This is a genomic window from Oceanobacillus jeddahensis, assembly GCF_000750635.1.
Lineage (GTDB): Bacteria > Bacillota > Bacilli > Bacillales > Amphibacillaceae > Oceanobacillus > Oceanobacillus jeddahense.
On record NZ_CCDM010000002.1, the window covers coordinates 79,852 to 96,934 of the forward strand.

Here is a 17,083-nt window from a genome sequence, read left to right on the forward strand (position 1 = left end):
TATTTTTTTCTTAACTAAATAATACCGGAGAGGGGGCAGCTTCATTATGTATAATAATACAGACAAACATTTTCATTGTGATCATTGCGATAAAATCATAGAAACCGGTGAAAAATGTTGGATAAAGTGGAATTTTCCGCCCAGTCATTTAAAAACGCAAACCTTGCCCAGAAAGAGTTTTGAATGGGAGAATGTTCCAATCATTTGTAGTAAATGTTCGAATAAGGATATTAAAATATCAGATTATTAATCTGTGTCTTTAGGCAGGTTATTATTATTTAATTGATATTACTTCAACGACGGGGCAGGGTTATTGAATAAAGCTATATAAAAGGAGGGGAAAGATAATGACACAGTATATTTATCTTGCTTCACCAATGAAATTACCTAAAGGTTCATTTGGTTCCAATCCTGTCTCATCCTATCAGCCGAATATCTTTAGAACGGAATTAGATTTTACGCATTTATATTTTGAAAATAATTATGATAGCGAAATCAAATGCAGGTTTTCGTATAGTTCTCATTTTTCATACAAGTATCAAGTAGCAGCATGCGCTAATCAAATTCCTTTAAAAAATCAAATTAGAGGTACTACTGAAAAAGAAAAATGTTTAACTATATTATACGCATATATAGACGAAGTAATGCAGAATAGTCAAGCTGTAGAGTATTTTACTTCTTTGAATGGGGAAGAAAATTTAGCCCTTTTTAGAAAAAGAAGTATTCATTGGCCGGATATAAAAAGTCCTTATGACTTAGTCTTAGAAGATCGAGAATTTTGGGAGATATTCCTTTAGAACGGAAATGATTTTTGAACAAAACGGTGCAATTGTTAAAGTAAGCGTTCCAAGCCTGCATCCAAAAAATTCTTTCAATAAGGGTGAACTGAAATAGAATACCATTATTTTGTAAAGGTAGGTCCTCTAATGAAAAAGTTATTCCTTTTTATTCTGCTTTGGTTTTCTCTATGTGCATGCGACCAATTGGAAACAAATGAACCAGAAACAGATCCTGTCGATTCGATTGCCAGTATGCCAGAAAATATACCGGATGACTTTGATTTTTCCGTACAGTCAGAGGCAATGAAATTGTGAAAATGAAGTGATGGGGTGGTTAAATGAAGTTCCATTTGTTAGGCGAGAAGGCGAAAGTAGAAATAGATCTCCTAGATCGTGAATACCCAAATAGTTCCGATTATTGGGATGGAAACTGGATTAATTCTACTATAAAAGTTGAAATTCCAGGGTATTATGTTGATTTTAATGCGAGTCTAAGAACAGATGACATTAGAGATTTTGTCAATGATCTGAAATTAATGAATAGGCATTTAACAGGAAAAGCTATATTGAAAAATTTAGATGGTTTTATCCATTTTGAATGTAAAATGAATCAGTTAGGTCATATTGCATGGTCAGGAGAAACTTGTTATCCAGCAGGAAGTGGTGCTATACTTCGCTTTAAATTTTTAGCAAATCAATCCTATTTAGATCACTTAATGAAAGAATTAGAAGATATTATCTATACATTTCCTGTTATAGGTGAGCAGTCATAAAGCTATTCTTGGTGGGTTTACGTCTGTTGAATATGTTGCAACCCTTTCTTCTTTTTGATATGGTTTCTATGGAGGATTTCTTTATAGCGATATGAAAATCGCTATAAAGAGAGTCACATACAATATTTATACTGCTTAAAAGCTATCTTGTTGAAAAGTAGGCTTAAATCATTGTTAAATCGGTATATGCATGATAATTAAGAAATGGAATAAATAAAATAAATCAAATGTTTTCTAGGGTTCCGCACATCGCATGTTGGTCTGGTCCGAGAGAAAACACACAGGGAATTACTGTGTCACGGAGGGATAAAAGCCCGGGAGAAGCTGTTTGGACAGTTGTCTCTCAGGGCTTTTTTTAATTCGTTTTTTGGAAATAATACAATTGGAGGTGTTCTTAGTGAATGGGAACTGGATTAAAGTATTTATAGCAGCTTTTTTAGAGATATTCTGGGTAATCGGCCTGACGCATTCCTATGATTTTTGGACATGGACCGGAACAATTATCTTGGTCATCGTCAGTAATTATTTAATGATCACAGCAGCTCAAGTGCTGCCGGCTGGTACCGTTTATGCTGTATTTGTAGGCTTAGGGACAGCGGGCACGGTTATTGCTGGAATTCTTTTCTTTGGAGAAGCATTTAAATGGGAAAAAATAATTTTAATAACCACATTATTATTTGGAGTGATCGGTTTGAAATTAGTCACACCAGATAAGGCAAAGGAAGGGGCTGAAGTCTGATGGCTTGGTTTACTTTAATTATAGCAGGATTACTAGAGACATTTGGTGTTGCTATGATCAACCAGCTTTCTGTAAAACGGAATTGGCAAACTGTTATTTTACTTATTTTAGGGTTTGGTTCCAGTCTTGCATTACTCAGTTATTCCTTGCAATTCATCCCTATGGGAACTGGTTATGCTATTTGGACAGGAATTGGTGTTGTGGGCGGCGCCCTTATTGGCATGATATTTTATGGAGAATCAAAAGACTGGAAGCGGATGGTCTTTATAGCGATGGTTCTATGCTCCGTAATCGGACTTAAACTAATTACTTAATAAGTGAAATAAGTAGTTGTTTATCACGGAGAACCGCCCGTAAAACTCCCGCCTCAAAATAAAGAGCGAAAATAAATTAATTTAGGCGGGAGATAACGGGCGCTAAATCCCTGAATCACTTAGGCTAATTCAGTGGGAGAATGAAGGAAGCAGACTAAGTTCGCGACGTCCTGGGGTTGGGGCTGGGACTGCGATTACTCGTCCCATCGAAAACCATTGCGATTACTCGCCCCACCGAAGAGCTTTTGCGATTACTCACCCCATCGAAACCCGTTGTCGCAACGTCTGCACTAGCACATCCTGGGACTGGGACTGCGGTTACTCGTCCCATCGTAAAGAGTTGTGCGTCGAAAAGCTCCCACTGAATGAAGTTTCGTTTTATGTGATATATTTTGGTTATCATCGTGTATCATTCGTATAAAGTTTATCTTGATTCGCTTTTTACGGGATTGGGTAAAGGTGGTTGTTTATTTCTATCAAGACCGGGGATCTTTAGATTTTTTAAAGGTGTACGGATTAGAAGAAACCATTTCACAGAAAATGGAGGAGAATGGGGAATCTTAATCTTATGACAAAAACAAAATGGATACTCATTATGTTAGGAATCATGGATTTGATCCTTATGGTCATACATTATACAGATTATATCTTACTTTTTTTAAAACCAACCGGATATGTCATTCCTATGGTTATAAACCTTGTTGTTCTTACTGTAATTGGTTTTCGTGCCAAGCTCCCTATTCCTTCAAACCTTCCTAAAGTATGGACAATTGCGGGTCTTTTTATTTTTATACCTATCCTGTTATTTCATGGTTTCATGGTCGGGTTAAGGGGTTATAGTTATACGAAAATAGATTCACCATACGATCAGCCGCCGCTGGCAATCGTATATCGTGACTTTACTTTAGGAGAAACAACCTATTACTATGATTTTTACAAGACGAAATTTGGTTTTTTTGGCAAACAATTGGAGGATCAATCCTTTTCCATGGTTGTACAAGGCACGGATCACCCTCCTGGCGGTGCCGATGCGGAAAGTGCTTTGGGGCTAGGTGATGAAGAGTGGTTAACAGCAAACTCAGTTCGTTTCTATACATGGAGGGGAACGGAGGATATTTATTTAGATGCTTCCCAAGCCTCAACAGAAACAGAAGAGACAGAAGAGACAGAGGAGACAGAGGAGACAGAAAATATGGAGGAAGTCATCGAGCAATTTATGGATAAAGCTGAAAAGAAAGAGAGTGGACAAACTATCAGCGTGAATGGAAATACGCTAACAATACGGTATGATGAAGCGGCAGACCAAGAGTGGATTGACATAACCAATGAAAATGGGACAGGAGATATTCCGGCTCAACAGTGTTCAAGTATAGTACGAAATGAGGAACGAGGATATTATATGCTGGAAGAATGTACACATCAATGGGAATATTCCTTATATCCTATCGATGAAAAAAGATAATACCAATCAATCCAGAATGCGGGTCATAAACAGAAGCAAAAACAATGATAAGCTATAGCTCCCGCATTTCTCAAATAGCTACAGGATCATTATTACTGTTGTAAAGAGAGCATCCAATTGGATGCTCTCTTTACATTTTTTTCACGGATGTCTGGCTGACCTCTAATCCAACCTTTTTCTTCATATTTGATATAAATACTCCAGTTAAAGTAATGATACCACCAGCAATGGCAAAGAAATGAGGAATCTCGTCCAGCCAAATCCATGCAATAAGAAAAGCAAAAACAGGTGTTAAATAAAGCGAACTTGTTGCCTCTGATGCACCTGTTTTGGAAGTAATGTATGCTAGTGTAAAGTATGGAATAACCGTTGGGAAGAGTCCCAGGTAAACCACTGCCATCGTTGCGTCCACTGGAGCGTTTATGATTGCCTCTCCAAGCCCTGGTGAAAAGATCAACATGAAAAGCGTGCCTGCCCAAATCGTATATATCGTGAATGCAAAAAATCCATATTTTTTTAAATAAGTATTTTGAAAAACAAAATAAATACTTTCGGAAAGGGATGCAATTAAAATAAGGATAACGCCAGCATTAAATGAAAATTTACCGGCTGAGTCACTTAACGCGATAAATGCTACACCGCAAAAACTGATAAAAGAACCCATCCAACCCCAAATCCCAAATTTTTCACGAAAAAATAACAAGGCCAATATAGCTGCGAATATAGGTGTTGTGGAAACCAATAAACTGGCAGCTCCGGCGCTAACCGTTTGTTCTCCATAATTAAGAGCTGTTTGATAAACAGAGAATCCCAGAAATCCTAATAATAAAATAACAGGTATATCTTTGCGTTCTGGCAAGCGAATCCTTTTGATGCATGCTGCGAAAATTAATGCTAATGAGCCAACTAATAATCGTAAAAGAGAGATATACTCTGGTGAGTAAGCAGTGAGAGCAGCCCGGATTCCGGGAAACGCGGATGCCCATAAGATAATGGTTACGAAATGGGCAGCAGCAATTTTTACATGAAATGATTTTAACATATGGACACCTCATTTGTTTTTAAATACAACCAGCTGATAGCGATGTTTCTTATGTTAATATGGCTGTGTTAAAATGTCTGCAACAGATGAAAAAGAAAAAATCCAACCAGTTTAAATGGGCTTGGAAGAGGAGTACCTATGAAAAAGCCAAAATATCAAATTATTATTGATTTTATAAAAGAGAAAATATCCAAAGGGGAGTGGGCAATCGGAAGCCAAATACCAAGCCAGCGTCATTTGGCAAAAATGTTTGGAGTCAATCGGAGTACAATTATCATAGCATTAGAGGAATTAATCGCAGATGGACTGATAAAAGGTATAGCAGGGAAAGGGACCGTCGTTACTAATAATACGTGGACCTTGATGGGAAGCCATTTTTCAACCAATTGGAATAGAAACGTAACGCAGGGTATTCATAAACCGAGTGTTTCCACCGTGCAAGAAATCAATGAAGCGGAATCGGATAATCGTTTCATTCAATTAAGTAAAGGAGAATTATCACCAGAGTTATTCCCTTTAAATGAGATGCAGGAGATCATCCAAAAGGTCTCGAACCAATTGACTCCGTTTGGATATGAAGAGCCGAAAGGGAATAGGAAGTTACGCCAGGCCATTAGCAATTATCTGAAGGAAAGAGGTGTGCATGTGTCACCGCCTTCTATTTTAGTCGTTTCCGGTGCGCTTCAAGCCTTGCATCTTATTTCTATTGGTCTTTTAAAGGAAAAATCAACAGTCTTCTTGGAAGAACCTTCTTATCTTTATTCGTTATCTGTTTTTCAATCAGCCGGAATGGATTTGGATGGATTGCCCATGGATAATAAAGGGGTCAAGGTTGATTCCATTTTCCAAACGAAGGAAGCAGGAAGAAATATTTTATATACCATTCCGACCTTTCATAATCCAACCGGTATCTTAATGGAGGAAAGCAGAAGAGAGGAATTAATGGAATACTGCATCAGAGAGCAGATTCCTGTTATTGAAGATGATGTGTACGGTGATTTATGGATGGAGAACATACCTCCAGAACCGTTAAAAGCCAGGGACCGTCATGGCAATGTTTTATATATTGGAAGTTTATCCAAAACATTAAGTCCTGGATTACGTATTGGATGGATAGTTGGTCCAGAATCCGTTATTGACCGATTGGCAGATTTGAAAATGCAATTGGATTATGGGTCAAGTACATTATCGCAGCTTACAGCGGAAATGTGGTTATCCGGTGGAATGTATGAGCGTCATCTTGAAAATGTCAGGCAGCAACTAAGAATTCGTCGGAAAAAAGCGTTAGATACGTTAGACAAATATTTAGGTTTCTATGCTACTTGGAATATTCCTGAAGGTGGATTTTTTATATGGATTAAGATAAATTATTCCTTCAAGGTAAAAAAACTATTTGAAAAGGCGCTGTCTAAAGGAGTCGTTATAAATCCCGGAAGTATCTATAAAGAACAAACAGGACAATTTATACGCTTATCCTATGGCTTTGCTTCGCTAGATGAAATTGAAGAGGGGATATTTGAACTTAGTGAAATCATTAAAAATAATAAGGTTGAACTAAAACATGAAAGTTATTCGACATGTTATCCGTTGAAATAGCTTTGTATCTCTTCCCTTTCTCAAGAAACTTTCGCACTTGCTTTAACGTTATAAAATAAAGGTATAAAAATGCATTGAAATGAGAGATTTAGATGAAGTTTATGCATTTTTTAAAGAAAAAATTTGCGTAATTACTACGGAACCGATGAATGAATTCTGGTGAGGTTGATTATTTACAGCGGTGGATCCGTATGATTATGAGTGGCAAATTACACAAATAGTGAAAGAGATGGCCCCTGACAAGCAGGAGGAAGCCGGAAAAAAGCGTGGTTTTAGTTTTTTTAAATGTCACCATTCTTAAAAAGATAAAATTAATACGTCGAGTCATCTTGTATAAAAAGTATCTGTCAAAGACAAATTATAAAACAGCTAATAACGACAAATTACGTTTTGTCGTTATTAGCTGTTTTGGAGTGAAGCGAGCTATAATATGTTAGAGAGCGAACTTAATTCTCTTTCATACTAGCAGCTCATCTTTAGCAAATTCAACTGCGATTGCTTAATGTGATATTTCTTCCATTAATGCGATAATTTCTTGTCTAATCTCCCGTTTATCTATTTTATAGGTGTAAGTGAACTTTGGCGAGTCGGGGATATGAAAATTTTTATGCGAATGAGGCAACTCAAAGAGTAACGTCCCAATCTCCTCATGATTGCTGTTTATTATGGTAATCCAAAATACACGATATTCATGTGAGCTTCCTCCCCATTTCACTTTTTCGATCGAGTTACGAAACTTCAAGAAACCTGCTATAACAAAGTCATCTTCTTTTAGTTCTGCATTGGAACGGAATCCATTTTCTTCAACTTGCTTCCAAGCTGGAGGTAGAAGTTTATCAAGGTACATCCCATAGGTAGCATCTTCGTATTCAGGAAATAGTCGAAATAATTCATCTTGATTTTCTTCCAATACGGTTTTCCAATTCTCTTCTACATAATATGCAAGCTCATCAGTTAGCATTTGAATTGTCATATCTTGATTTAAATTCATACAAAAACCCTCCTTTTTAGAATACAATTAAAACATAACACATTAAAGCCAATAGGAAGGTTTTATTATTAAAAGCTTGATATAATAGGATTTGTTTCTTTTAATTAAACAACTTAGTTAAAGGTTGATGCATATGGAACAATTATATAAACCAATTGAAATTGCAAAGAAATTAAATATTAGCACTAATATGCTGCGATATTATGAGGATAAAGGTTTAGTGCCTCGACCTGATCGTACAAATAATCGATATCGTAAATATCATCAAGTCCATTTCATTTATTTCGAGACGGTTCAAGCTATGTCTATTGGTTATTCATTTGAAGTCATCTCAAATATCATGTCTGATATTCAAAATGAATCCATAGATGATGCCTTATGGTTATTAAATAATGTCCATGTTCAAAATAGGACAGATTATGAGTTGCTATGTAAATTAAAAGAAAAAGCAGAAGAAATGAATCAACATGATGAAAAGCTTATGAGAATTGGCGACCTATCTAAAGAATTTGCTGTTTCTACTACAGCAATAAGATATTGGGAGAAGGAAGGATATATTATGTCAATGAGGGATGCTGACAATCCATATAGGCATTATTCAGAAAGCGGGTACATCAAAGCAGGAATTTTAAAAATAGTGAAAAGTATTAATTACTCTAGCGAAATAGTTGAATTAAAAGACAAATTAAAGCTTGGAGATAGTGTTGACGAGATCAAGCTTATCATCTTACACGTAGAAAGATTACTTAATAAAAGAAATGAAGAGCAATTGAAAGGCGCTCATCATTTATATCGACTAATAAATTATTTAAAACACATTTAGTATTATTTGCACTTCAGAAAATTTTAATGTACTGAGCACAACTTGATTATATAAATTATTATGTTTAAACTTAATAATAGATAAAATTTGAAAGGGTGAATAGAGCACATGATTTATTAATCCTATTGATAAGAAAAACATTCGTTATAGTTACGAAACGTTTTCTGGATAGGATACATCTGTGTTTTTTCACTCAAATAGTGTGGAATGGAAAAAATATTTGTGCATGATTAACCTATTCAGAAACCCAGCTTGTATAACATTGTATTTTCTGAATGTGATTCATTATGTACTTCATCATAATTAAAAAGTATTTTTTGTTATGTATGATTACCTCCTGTTCAGAAATGGATAGGGGGTTTTTATGCCTATATTCATTACAGCTAGATGCTACATTTAGGAAATGTAGCATAAGAAATCAATAAATCAAATAGGGGAGAAGTTAATTTGAAAATGAATATAACAGAATATGCAGTTGAAAAAAACGACTCTGGTCCTTACGGTATTGCAGCGGCAAAAGATGGAAGTGTTTGGTTTACGCAACATAAAGCAAACCAAATCAGCTGCATCGATAAAAATGGAGAGATAAAAGAGTATGCAGTACCTACTCCAGATGCTAAAGTGATGTGCTTAATTGTTTCTTCTAGCGGTGAAATCTGGTTTACAGAAAATGCTGCTAATAAAATAGGGAGGCTAACCACAGCGGGTGGTTTTACAGAGTACTCATTGCCACAGCCTGATTCAGAGCCGTATGGGATAACAGAAGGTCCAAACGGCAATATTTGGTTTACGCAAATGAATGGAGCCCGTATTGGAAAGCTGACTGCTGACGGTAAGATTGATGAATATGACTTACCCAATAAGAAGGCTTATCCTGCTTTTATTACTTTAGGTCCTGATAATGCTCTTTGGTTTACAGAGAATCAAAATAACGCCATTGGGAAGATGACGGACACAGGAGAGCTAACAGAATATTCCATACCAACACCTGCATCAGGTCCTGTGGGTATCGCTAATGGTGCTGATGATGCAATCTGGTTTGTTGAAATTATAGGAAATAAAATAGGTCGAATCACGCTTGATGGAAAAATTTCAGAGTATGATATTCCAACTTCAAATTCACGTCCACATGCGATTGCTGCAGGAAAAAATAATGACATGTGGTTTACGGAATGGGGAGCAAATAAAATAGGCCAAATTTCGGTTGTAGATGGAAAAATAAATGAATATAACATTCCGACATCATCTGCGGAGCCACATGGCATCACATGTGATCAAAATGGAGAAGTTTGGTTTGCCTTAGAGAGTAATAAAATTGGCTGTATTAGAAAAAATTCATAAAAGAAGGTGAGTGTATGGCAGAAAGAATAAAAGGACCAGACCCGAATCAAATATATCCGATAGCGGGAAATAAACATGTTCAGTTTATCAAACCCTCACTGACAAAAGCGAATATAGAAGCTGGCGCGTATACGTATTATGACAGCAAATCCGGAGAGGTTTTTGAGGACCAAGTCTTATACCATTATGAATTGATAGGGGATCGATTGATTATCGGGAAATTTTCTTCCATCGGACCTGGAGCTACTTTCATCATGAATGGAGCAAATCACCGCATGGATGGTTCTACCTTTCCGTTTAATCTCTTTGGAAATGGATGGGAGAAGCATACACCTACGCTGGATATGCTGCCTTTAAAGGGAGATACGGTTATTGGAAATGATGTTTGGATTGGCATGGATGCTGTTATTATGCCTGGTGTAACCATAGGGGATGGAGCGATTATTGGAGCTAACTCTATTGTCACAAAAGATGTAGAACCTTACACCATTGTGGGAGGAAATCCTGCCAAGCAGATCAAAAAAAGGTTCACTGAATCTAAAATAAAAGAATTATTACAGATAAAATGGTGGGATTTAGAAATTCAGGTGATTAACGATCATATGGATGCTATTCTTCGTTTAGATATGGAAGTGCTTAAGAAAATTTCTAAAGCTGATAATTAATTATTTTTATAAAGAAGGAAGCTGTTTTGATTAATCTTTTTCAAAACGGCTTCCTTTATGTTTTAAAGTAGATAACCTCTCACATACTAGATTATTTTATTAGATTTTTAAAAGCTCCTTTGCATCACTGTTCGCAATTACCTTGACATATGCTAATCATTATTTATAATATATAACATACGATATATATCAACAGATATATATCGATTAAAAATAGTTATCGAAGGAGAAACCATGATGGCACCAAAAAATAAGTTTTCCAAAGAACAAATTGTTGATGCAGCTTTTCATATTGCTAAAACAGATGGGATGGACAGTATAACCATCAGAAAAGTTGCTGATCAATTAGGGAGTTCCATCGCTCCGATTTATGTTAATTTCAATGATGTGCAGGAACTGAAACAAGCAGTAGTAAAAAAAGTGGTTAATGTAAGTCACCATTTATTGAATGAAAATAATACTGGAAATCCATTTAGTGATATAGGTGTTGCCAGTCTCCAGTTTGCTAAAATGTATCCCGTACTGTTTAGAGATTTTGTTATGAAACAGAATGATTATTTACTGGACTATGATCAAGAGATGGAGAATAGCCTTGTTACACATATGAAAAAGGACTCAGAGCTTGAAGGTTTTACAGATGAGGAGCTGCAGACTATTTTATTTAAAATGAGAGCCTTTCAAATGGGGATATCTGTCATGGTTGCTAATGGGTTATTTCCTGAAAAGGTAGGTATAGAAAAAATGAAAGAGATGTTAGATAGTGTTGCTGAAGATATTGTCACTGCCACGCATCTGCGTAAGAAAAAGGAATAAAGCAACTGTAGTCAAATGTCGATAACTTGTCAAGAAGGGAGGGGATGCAGATGACCTATAAGTTCAATGAAACTTTTTTGCATCATACAACTCAACAAATGGTGAAGAAAAGAAATAATTTCGGAGCTGTACTGTGTGTGGAACAAGGAGATAATGATTTTTCATGGGTTGGTGCAGCGGGGAACTTGGAAAAATATGATCCATATTTTATTACCAGTGTTACGAAATTATATGTTACAGCGGTTGTTTTGAAATTAAGATCAGAAAATCGGTTGCAACTAGAAGGTCCGATAGCAAATTATTTGTCTGACGGTATCGTTCGTGGCATTCATGTTCTGGACGGCGTTGACTATTCCGATGACATTACCATTAAACACTTAATTTCTAATACATCAGGTATACCAGATTATTTTGCCTGTAAGCAATCGAATGGAAAAACGGTAGCTACACAGCTTTTTAATGGTCATGATGAAAGTTGGGGTTTAGAGAAAACATTGGAGTTAGTAAAAAAACAAAAACCGAAATTTAAACCCGGACAAAAAGGAAAAGTTAATTATTCAGATACAAACTATCAACTCCTTGGAAGGATTGTGGAGAATGTTACCGGATTAAGCATATCAGAAGTGTTTCAAACGTTTATCTTTGATGCGTTAGAGCTATCACAAACGTATGTATATGAAGATGTTCACGATACAACACCTGCGCCTTTATATTATAAATCCAACGCTTTGCAACTCCCACTGTATATGTCTTCTGTAGCTACAGAAGGAGGTATCGTATCCACAGCTAAAGATACAATGAAATTTTTAAAAGCTTTTTTCCATGCGCGTTTTTTCCCAAAGGAGGATCTGGAAGAACTCAAGCAATGGAACAGGATCTTTTTCCCTGGGCAATTCTATTATGGTGTTGGATTAGAGAGATTGTGGACACCACGGATCCTGTCACCGTTAAATCCAATTAAGGAAATACTCGGTTTTTGGGGACAATCGGGTGCTTTTGCCTTTTATAACCCTGAACGAGACATTTATTTTACAGGGACGATTAATCAATGTAGCGGCTTTGGACATAGTGCGGCTTTTAATGCCATAATCAAAATTATTAAAGCGATTTCTTGAAGAATGATCATTATATGTATTTTTTTAAGTTATTTATAAAAATGATGTTATCTTCCTCTTTGGATTTAATTATCTAAAGAGGATTTTATGGTTGAAAAGGAGTATTATGCTGCGATTAGAGCATCAGTAGAGGAAAAGAGATCACCTGAGACAAAGCATTGACAACAAAACATAATCCACTTATAATTAAACCGGTTGGACAGTTTTAAGGGGGATTCCTATGTCAAATAAGAGTGAACAAAAAAAGACGCTTATCATTGAAAAAGCAAGAGAACTATTTATCCAAAAGGGATATAATGCTACATCATTTTCGGAAATTGTTCAGCATGCTGGCATTAGTAAAGGCAGTATTTATTATCATTTTAACAATAAAGAGAATTTATTTGTATCCGTTCTAGAATATGACACAGTCGAGTGGGAAAAAGAGTGGCAAGCAAAAAAACAAAATTATCCCACCTTTAGAGAATCCATCGTTGGTATTGCGTATCATTACCTGGAACATTTTAATAATCCAATTTTACAAGTGTCACAAGAGTTTTTTATGAGCAATCCAGATTTAGATAAAGATCATTCGGATAAGATACGGCAAATTCTTGACGCTCCATTAAGGTTTTATGAAGATCTTTTTGCTTGGGGGATTCAGGAACATGTTATTAAGCATTCGTCCGCTCAAGACTTAGCTATTGTATTCAACTCTGTCATTGGCGGAATGACAGTAGTTTATAATAAATATGATTCAGAAACGTTTTATCAACTATTTGACTTATCCATTGAGTTATTTTTTGATGGTTTGCTACATGATGAAGAATAAACGGAAATAAAGAAAAGGAGGTGGGTTATGTTTCGTCAATTCCGTCGCTGGCAGAGTCAGAAGATTGTTCATAAAGTACAACGTGGGGATGGGCATTTACTGGAACCTTATCACTTGAAACATTTATTTTCACGGTCGTTATTTTACGCTAAATTGCGTGAAGACGACGATATAGTACACATATATGCTGTAAACGTCAATTACTTTAGTGAGGAATCCACTACGGAACTATACCGCGATGGTAAGCATTGGGCCACGTCAGAGCTTCCTGCTATTTTTCCAGTGCCTGGTGGTATGATTGAAGTAGCGACAAGCACATATGGACTAAAACGTATGCACTATGTTACTCACGAGGGCACAGAACATCCGCTAGCCCCTGATCCCCTATCGACAGAAGGCTTGCGGATGAGATTCGATGCACGTTTCCCGGGAGTAAGTGCCATTGTTGGTAAGATAGCTATCGTGGTTTTGCTGGTTTCTTTACTATTAGGTCTTCCGCAGCTTGCAGCGACAATCTCTCAGATTTCTTTTATTGCTGATCTTGTTGGAACTTTCGAGTCACCAGTGGCTCTTCCAAATTGGTTAAATCGTACACTTTTGGTTAGTGGCGCTTTGGCCGCTGTAGAGCGAGCACTTATGTTACGAAGCCACTGGCTAATTGATATGGAAACCAGCTGGTGGGATACTTGAATGCATGCATATTTAGCCTCGTTCGTTCTTCAAAATAGATATATTTTTTAAAAACAAAAATAAACTGCCTGGACAGTTTATTTTTCCGTATAGAAGTAATGACTCAGCTTTACCTTGGTAGTTGGTATAAGCGTAAATAAATGGAGGTATGTAAATGATTGATGCAGTCAATGTGAAGAAAAGCTTTATAAACAAAAAGGCTGAACATGAGGTTTTAAAGAATATCACGATCCATGTTCAATCTGGTAAATTGACAGCCCTTGTAGGAAAAAATGGAGCTGGGAAAACGACGTTATTACGAATAATTGCCGGTCTCCATGATATTGACGAGGGGGAATTGTTTATTGGGGGAGAGCCACAATCAACGAAAACTTTATCCCAGCGAAAGAATATCGGGGTTTTATTCGGAGGAGATACAGGGCTTTATAACCGTTTGACGGTGAGAGAGCATTTAGAGTATTACGGGTTCCTTTATGGGCTAGACGAATCAATACTGAAAAAAAGGATCTCCTTATTGGAAAAAGATTTTCAAATGGGGTCATATATGAATAGAAGGGTGAAGCATTTTTCAAAAGGGATGAAACAAAAAGTAGCTATCAGCAAGTCAATGGTTCATGATCCTGATATCTACTTGTTTGATGAGCCGACGACGGGACTGGATATTATTGGCTCCAACATGTTCAGAGAAAAAGTTTTGGACTTGAAAGCAAAAAATAAAACGGTTCTTTTCAGTTCCCACAATATGGAGGAGGTGGCTCTTTGTGATGATATTATTATCCTTCATGAAGGCACTATCCATTATGAGGGACCACTCAACACCTTATATAAAGAGAATAACGATTGGGGCCTGAACAAAATTGTCATGAATCTGATTAACGAGGAGTTATAATAATGAAGTCCATTTATAAAAAAGATTTAATCGATGTGTGGAGAGATAGAAAAACATTATTATTAAGCATTATTTTACCATTGGTGATTGTGATTGTAAGTGTGACAATTCAAAACACAAGCGGAGATCTAGAAATGACGATTGTATACGACGAAAGTGTTCCAGCGGATGTGGTAAATGTAATAGAAGAAGAATATGCGTCATTAGAATATAGTGAACAGATGGAAGAAGATTTAATGCAGGATAAAGCAGATATTGGTTTGCAGGCAGATGATCATACACTCATCCTTTATGGGAACGTAGATGAATCAAATATTCAGGATGAAATAATGAATCTAGAATTGTTCATGACGCAAAACACATTACAAGACATCGAGCAGGGAGCAAATAGTCATTACCTAAAGACAGAAGTAGCGAATTTAGACCAAGAAAGTGGTAGTATCGGTAATCTTCTGATGAACATTTTAATTATGTCCGTTTTATTTGGTGCTTTTCCGGCATCTGTTAGTTTATTTGCTGAAGAGAAGGAACAACGAACGATGGAAGCTTTGCTGATGGCACCAAAAAGCAGGTTTCGTATTTTATCATCTAAGTTTCTTGTTATATTAACTTTAGGTTTGATAAGCGGATGTATTGCCATTTTTGGCGGTATCATGCTAACCTCCTTCATGGACACAGAAGGTAGCAGTATTGTAATAGGTGATCAGCTGGCTACACAGATGATCGGGCTGATTCTTAACACAGTTCTATTTGCAATAAATGCAGTTACGTTGCTAATGCTGGTCAGTATTATGTCCGAATCCTTTAAAGAAGCTCAAAACTATATGATGGCCACGATGATTCTATTGTTTATCGGTCCTGGAATTATGAGCACACTTACGCCAGCTAATATACCAATGTGGCTGTTTTTCGTTCCGAGCTTGAATAACAATGCCTTTATGCAGGTTATTTTCAGTTCATCATCAGGTTTTTATCTGCCATTGATGCTAACAATTGCTTCATCATTACTGTTATTTATCGTGCTGTTTTTCATTTGTTACCGGATGTTTAACGATGATAAAAAAGCGTTGGGGGATAATTAAAAAATGGATAGGAAATCATTTTAATTTCAATCTTTTATACTGGTTCATTTTAGCTGGGATATTATAAAGAAAAAGCATACCCAAGCATAGGAGATGGCTGTGACAAGGAAGAAGCAAACTACAAAAAAAGTCTGCTTCTTCTTTATTCATATGCAATTATACTTATCCGCTCTCATCATTCATTTGTTTTACTAATTCGATGAAGCCCTGCATATGTGGCGCTAACCATTTATCTTTATGACAAAAAATCTGTGTTCACATTTTCAGTTCATAATTTCCTTCTAAGGAGATAACTTTCAACTCATTTGTTTTTATATATTCTTCAATTGTGTATAAAGGGAGAAAGGAGAATCCTAATCCTTTCTTTAATAAATCAATAATAACTCCTGTATTACAAATCTCTAGAAACGGAGAAATACTTAATTGTTCAATGGATAATATTTTTTCCAATTCAAATCGATAGGTGGTTTTTTCTTCGGTTAATATAATTGGCGCATCTAGAATATCTGTGATTTGCTTAATTTCTAGTTGATTTACATTCGCTGGAGAGGTTACTAACACACAGGTTTCTTCATTCTCATATTTTAGGGATAACTCGTCCACAAATATCTTGTTATCTAATGTATATACCAAATCGATTTGATTACTTTTAAGTATATTAAATAATTCTTCTGTTATCCCTGTCTTTATAATAACCTGAACGAAAGGATATTTCTTATAGTACTTCATTACAAATCTTGGGCATGGAAAAATAGAAGCATTTATCAATCATGAAGTAAGCTTAGCAGAATATGCTGAAAGAGAACTTTCAAAATATGAAGATTGGCAGTTAATCACGCATGCTAATTTAGGAATTATAAATTTTAGATTTTCTCCGTCTCATCTAAATCCCGCAATCATCGATGAAATCAATACAGAAATATCTAGAAAAGTAATACGTAATGGATATGCTGGGGTTTATACAACGATATTAAACAATCAAGTGGTGTTAAGAATTTGTTCTATTAATCCTAAGACAACATAATACGGACATAAAAGAGACGGTTTTATTATTAGACAACTATGCAAAGTTCTTGCTTTATGAGAAAAGAAAAAATTATTTACAGATATGAAAATAACTGTTATGTGTATTATTTTTTTTAGGAGATTCAGATGTAT

Annotated in this window: 19 protein-coding genes and 1 riboswitch; of the genes, 16 read left to right on the forward strand and 3 right to left on the reverse strand. The window is 35.9% G+C overall.

Annotated elements, in window-relative coordinates:
• The first annotated feature begins 347 nt into the window (after positions 1 to 347).
• The 6 genes from BN986_RS08065 (at position 348) to BN986_RS27335 (ending at position 4,067) form a co-directional block, all read left to right on the forward strand.
• Positions 348 to 797: a hypothetical protein gene (locus BN986_RS08065; protein ID WP_040979339.1), complete on the forward strand. Its 450-nt coding sequence runs from the start codon at positions 348 to 350 to the stop codon at positions 795 to 797.
• 129 nt (positions 798 to 926) lie between these two features.
• The gene (locus tag BN986_RS26940) at positions 927 to 1,094 is read left to right on the forward strand and encodes a hypothetical protein (RefSeq protein ID WP_157037067.1); all 168 of its coding nucleotides are present in this window, start codon (positions 927 to 929) and stop codon (positions 1,092 to 1,094) included.
• Between the two features lie 23 nt (positions 1,095 to 1,117).
• Positions 1,118 to 1,552 (forward strand): WapI family immunity protein, encoded by a 435-nt coding sequence (locus BN986_RS08070; protein ID WP_040979340.1) that lies wholly within the window; start codon positions 1,118 to 1,120, stop codon positions 1,550 to 1,552.
• 223 nt (positions 1,553 to 1,775) lie between these two features.
• Positions 1,776 to 1,875, forward strand: a riboswitch (guanidine-I (ykkC/yxkD leader).
• A gap of 74 nt (positions 1,876 to 1,949) precedes the next feature.
• On the forward strand, positions 1,950 to 2,291 hold the full coding sequence (locus BN986_RS08075) for a DMT family transporter (protein ID WP_040979341.1): 342 nt from the start codon (positions 1,950 to 1,952) through the stop codon (positions 2,289 to 2,291).
• Positions 2,291 to 2,605, forward strand: a complete 315-nt coding sequence (locus BN986_RS08080; protein WP_040979342.1) for a DMT family transporter — start codon at positions 2,291 to 2,293, stop codon at positions 2,603 to 2,605. Before BN986_RS08075 ends, BN986_RS08080 begins: the two co-directional genes overlap by 1 nt.
• Before the next feature lie 568 nt (positions 2,606 to 3,173).
• The gene (locus BN986_RS27335; protein ID WP_187378538.1) at positions 3,174 to 4,067 is read left to right on the forward strand and encodes a hypothetical protein; all 894 of its coding nucleotides are present in this window, start codon (positions 3,174 to 3,176) and stop codon (positions 4,065 to 4,067) included.
• A 130-nt stretch (positions 4,068 to 4,197) separates the two neighbouring features.
• On the opposite strand, the gene BN986_RS08090 is transcribed toward BN986_RS27335, so the two are convergent.
• Positions 4,198 to 5,109, reverse strand: coding sequence for a DMT family transporter (locus BN986_RS08090; RefSeq protein ID WP_040979343.1), 912 nt, complete (start codon positions 5,107 to 5,109; stop codon positions 4,198 to 4,200).
• A 138-nt stretch (positions 5,110 to 5,247) separates the two neighbouring features.
• On the opposite strand from BN986_RS08090, the gene pdxR reads away from it, so the two are divergent.
• On the forward strand, positions 5,248 to 6,705 hold the full coding sequence (gene pdxR / locus BN986_RS08095; protein WP_052400700.1) for a MocR-like pyridoxine biosynthesis transcription factor PdxR: 1,458 nt from the start codon (positions 5,248 to 5,250) through the stop codon (positions 6,703 to 6,705).
• 499 nt (positions 6,706 to 7,204) lie between these two features.
• Here pdxR and BN986_RS08100 read toward each other — a convergent pair whose 3' ends face one another.
• Positions 7,205 to 7,696 carry a DUF6022 family protein gene (locus tag BN986_RS08100; protein ID WP_074435642.1) on the reverse strand — a complete coding sequence of 164 codons (492 nt, stop codon included), beginning with the start codon at positions 7,694 to 7,696 and terminating at the stop codon, positions 7,205 to 7,207.
• Between the two features lie 133 nt (positions 7,697 to 7,829).
• On the opposite strand from BN986_RS08100, the gene BN986_RS08105 reads away from it, so the two are divergent.
• The 9 genes from BN986_RS08105 (at position 7,830) to BN986_RS08145 (ending at position 15,925) form a co-directional block, all read left to right on the forward strand.
• Positions 7,830 to 8,519 (forward strand): MerR family DNA-binding transcriptional regulator, encoded by a 690-nt coding sequence (locus tag BN986_RS08105; RefSeq protein WP_040979344.1) that lies wholly within the window; start codon positions 7,830 to 7,832, stop codon positions 8,517 to 8,519.
• Positions 8,520 to 8,972: 453 nt separating this feature from the next.
• Complete coding sequence (locus BN986_RS08110; protein WP_074435669.1) at positions 8,973 to 9,860, forward strand: Vgb family protein; 888 nt, start codon at positions 8,973 to 8,975, stop codon at positions 9,858 to 9,860.
• Positions 9,861 to 9,874: 14 nt separating this feature from the next.
• Positions 9,875 to 10,525, forward strand: a complete 651-nt coding sequence (locus tag BN986_RS08115) for a Vat family streptogramin A O-acetyltransferase (protein WP_040979346.1) — start codon at positions 9,875 to 9,877, stop codon at positions 10,523 to 10,525.
• Positions 10,526 to 10,762: 237 nt separating this feature from the next.
• On the forward strand, positions 10,763 to 11,338 hold the full coding sequence (locus BN986_RS08120; RefSeq protein ID WP_040979347.1) for a TetR/AcrR family transcriptional regulator: 576 nt from the start codon (positions 10,763 to 10,765) through the stop codon (positions 11,336 to 11,338).
• Between the two features lie 50 nt (positions 11,339 to 11,388).
• Positions 11,389 to 12,453, forward strand: a complete 1,065-nt coding sequence (locus tag BN986_RS08125; RefSeq protein ID WP_052400701.1) for a serine hydrolase domain-containing protein — start codon at positions 11,389 to 11,391, stop codon at positions 12,451 to 12,453.
• A 220-nt stretch (positions 12,454 to 12,673) separates the two neighbouring features.
• On the forward strand, positions 12,674 to 13,264 hold the full coding sequence (locus tag BN986_RS08130; protein WP_040979348.1) for a TetR/AcrR family transcriptional regulator: 591 nt from the start codon (positions 12,674 to 12,676) through the stop codon (positions 13,262 to 13,264).
• Positions 13,265 to 13,669: 405 nt separating this feature from the next.
• Positions 13,670 to 13,954: a hypothetical protein gene (locus BN986_RS26945; RefSeq protein ID WP_148417095.1), complete on the forward strand. Its 285-nt coding sequence runs from the start codon at positions 13,670 to 13,672 to the stop codon at positions 13,952 to 13,954.
• Between the two features lie 154 nt (positions 13,955 to 14,108).
• On the forward strand, positions 14,109 to 14,843 hold the full coding sequence (locus tag BN986_RS08140; protein WP_040979350.1) for an ABC transporter ATP-binding protein: 735 nt from the start codon (positions 14,109 to 14,111) through the stop codon (positions 14,841 to 14,843).
• Between the two features lie 2 nt (positions 14,844 to 14,845).
• Complete coding sequence (locus BN986_RS08145) at positions 14,846 to 15,925, forward strand: ABC transporter permease (protein WP_040979351.1); 1,080 nt, start codon at positions 14,846 to 14,848, stop codon at positions 15,923 to 15,925.
• A gap of 255 nt (positions 15,926 to 16,180) precedes the next feature.
• On the opposite strand, the gene BN986_RS08150 is transcribed toward BN986_RS08145, so the two are convergent.
• On the reverse strand, positions 16,181 to 16,654 hold the full coding sequence (locus BN986_RS08150; protein ID WP_052400702.1) for a LysR family transcriptional regulator substrate-binding protein: 474 nt from the start codon (positions 16,652 to 16,654) through the stop codon (positions 16,181 to 16,183).
• Between the last annotated feature and the right edge of the window lie 429 nt (positions 16,655 to 17,083).